The sequence below is a fragment of the Dietzia cercidiphylli genome (genome assembly GCF_014145145.1).
GTDB lineage: Bacteria > Actinomycetota > Actinomycetes > Mycobacteriales > Mycobacteriaceae > Dietzia > Dietzia natronolimnaea.
In genome coordinates, this window is sequence record NZ_JAALEA010000118.1 from 1 (window position 1) to 1,662 (window position 1,662).

At 71.5% G+C, this 1,662-nt stretch carries 3 protein-coding genes; 2 read left to right on the forward strand and 1 reads right to left on the reverse strand.

Translation table 11 applies throughout. From position 1 onward, the window contains the following. A partial coding sequence (locus G6028_RS04980) for a metallopeptidase family protein (protein WP_182658233.1) occupies positions 1-220 on the forward strand: 220 nt, incomplete at its 5' end. A gap of 75 nt (positions 221-295) precedes the next feature. On the opposite strand, the gene G6028_RS04985 is transcribed toward G6028_RS04980, so the two are convergent. Then, positions 296-607 carry a WhiB family transcriptional regulator gene (locus G6028_RS04985; protein ID WP_241727050.1) on the reverse strand — a complete coding sequence of 104 codons (312 nt, stop codon included), beginning with the start codon at positions 605-607 and terminating at the stop codon, positions 296-298. A 260-nt stretch (positions 608-867) separates the two neighbouring features. On the opposite strand from G6028_RS04985, the gene cofD reads away from it, so the two are divergent. Further along, a partial coding sequence (gene cofD / locus G6028_RS04990) for a 2-phospho-L-lactate transferase (protein ID WP_182658234.1) occupies positions 868-1,662 on the forward strand: 795 nt, incomplete at its 3' end.

A 1,662-nucleotide genomic window follows, 5' to 3' on the forward strand; every position in this document is an offset into this window, starting at 1 on the left:
GGACGGCCTGGTGCCGCTCGCCCGGCTGGTCCCCGCCGGCGTCGACCGGGCCGGCCAGCCCACACGGGCCCGGTTGGTCCTGTTCCGCAGGCCGCTCACCCGCCGGGCACCCGGCGGGGACGACCTGCGCGACCTGGTCTACTCGGTCCTGGTGGAACTCGTGTCGCAACACCTGGAGATCTCACCCGACGAGGTCGAGGCCGGCCCCAACGACGACTGACCACCCCGTGGGGTGGTCAGTCAGTGGTGAGGCAGGTGCCGTGGAGAGCCCCGGTCCCACGGGCCCCGGACGGGCTCACATCACGGCTTCTCGCTTGATCCGTCGACGCTCGCGCTCCGACAGTCCACCCCAGATGCCGAAGCGCTCGTCGTTGGCCAGCGCGTACTCGAGGCACTCGGCCTTGACCTCGCATCCCGTGCAGATCTTCTTGGCCTCGCGGGTCGAGCCACCCTTCTCCGGGAAGAACGCCTCGGGATCGGTCTGGGAACAGAGGGCCCGGTCCTGCCAGCTCTCCTCCTCGTCCTCCACGAAGAGCGCACCGGTGCCGAAGTCGACCAGGGTCAGCTCGGGTCCCGCTGCGGTGCGTGACTGTCGATCCACGGTCATCCCCTCGTGTTACGTTGCTCGTCGCTCGTGCGTCTGCCCGGCCCGGCGTGCCGCTCCGATACGAATGACACACCTGTGATTACACACATGCGAGTCGCCCAGGTCAAGCGAAATCGGGGATACCTAGCATTTTCGTGCGTGGGCCCCGCGAGTGACACGCCGCGGATTGTGTGGCGTGGGACACCATCGCGCGTCGGGCCGGGGTCCGAACACCCGGCCACCCGGGCCGCACCGCCACCCCGTCACTACTCTTGGTCGACGTGAGGATCTGTGTAGTGGCCGGTGGCGTCGGTGGCGCCCGTTTCCTGCTCGGCGCGCGCCGCCTTCTCGGGCTGGACCCCGCGTCCGGGGCCGCGGGCACCCCGCCCCCCGGAGGCGAGCCCGTCCACGGCCTCGACGCGGTGGTCAACGTCGGGGACGACGCGTGGATGCACGGCGTCCGGATCTGTCCGGACCTCGACACCTGCATGTACACCCTCGGCGGGGGCATCGACCCCGACCGCGGATGGGGCCACGCGGACGAGACGTGGAACTGCCGCGACGAACTCGCCGCCTACGGCGTGCAGCCCGACTGGTTCGGACTCGGGGACAAGGACCTGGCCACCCACCTGGTCCGCACCCAGATGTTGGGCGCCGGTTACCGGTTGACCGACGTCACCGAGGCCCTGTCCACCCGCTGGTCCCCCGGCGTCCGGCTGTTGCCGGTGACCGACGACCGCTGCGAGACGCACGTCGTGGTCCCCGGCGGCCCCGATGGTGCTCAGGGGGACGGTGAGCGGGCGATCCACTTCCAGGAATGGTGGGTCCGGCACCGGGCCGCGTTGCCCGCCTCCGGATTCGTACAGATCGGCGCCGACGCGGCCCGGCCCACCCCGGAGACGCTCGAGGCCATCGAGGCGGCCGACCTCGTCGTCGTCGCCCCGTCCAACCCCGTGGTCTCCGTCGGCGCGATCCTCGCCGTCCCCGGGATCCGCGCCGCGCTGCGTTCCACCTCCGCGCCGGTCGTGGGGGTGAGCCCCGTGATCGGTGGCGCCGTGCTGCGCGGGATGGCCGAC

What these genes read in the sequence shown, in the direction of transcription:
- G6028_RS04985 (WP_241727050.1), bottom strand. Translation starts at nt 607, where the DNA reads ATGACCGTGGATCGACAGTCACGCACCGCAGCGGGACCCGAGCTGACC.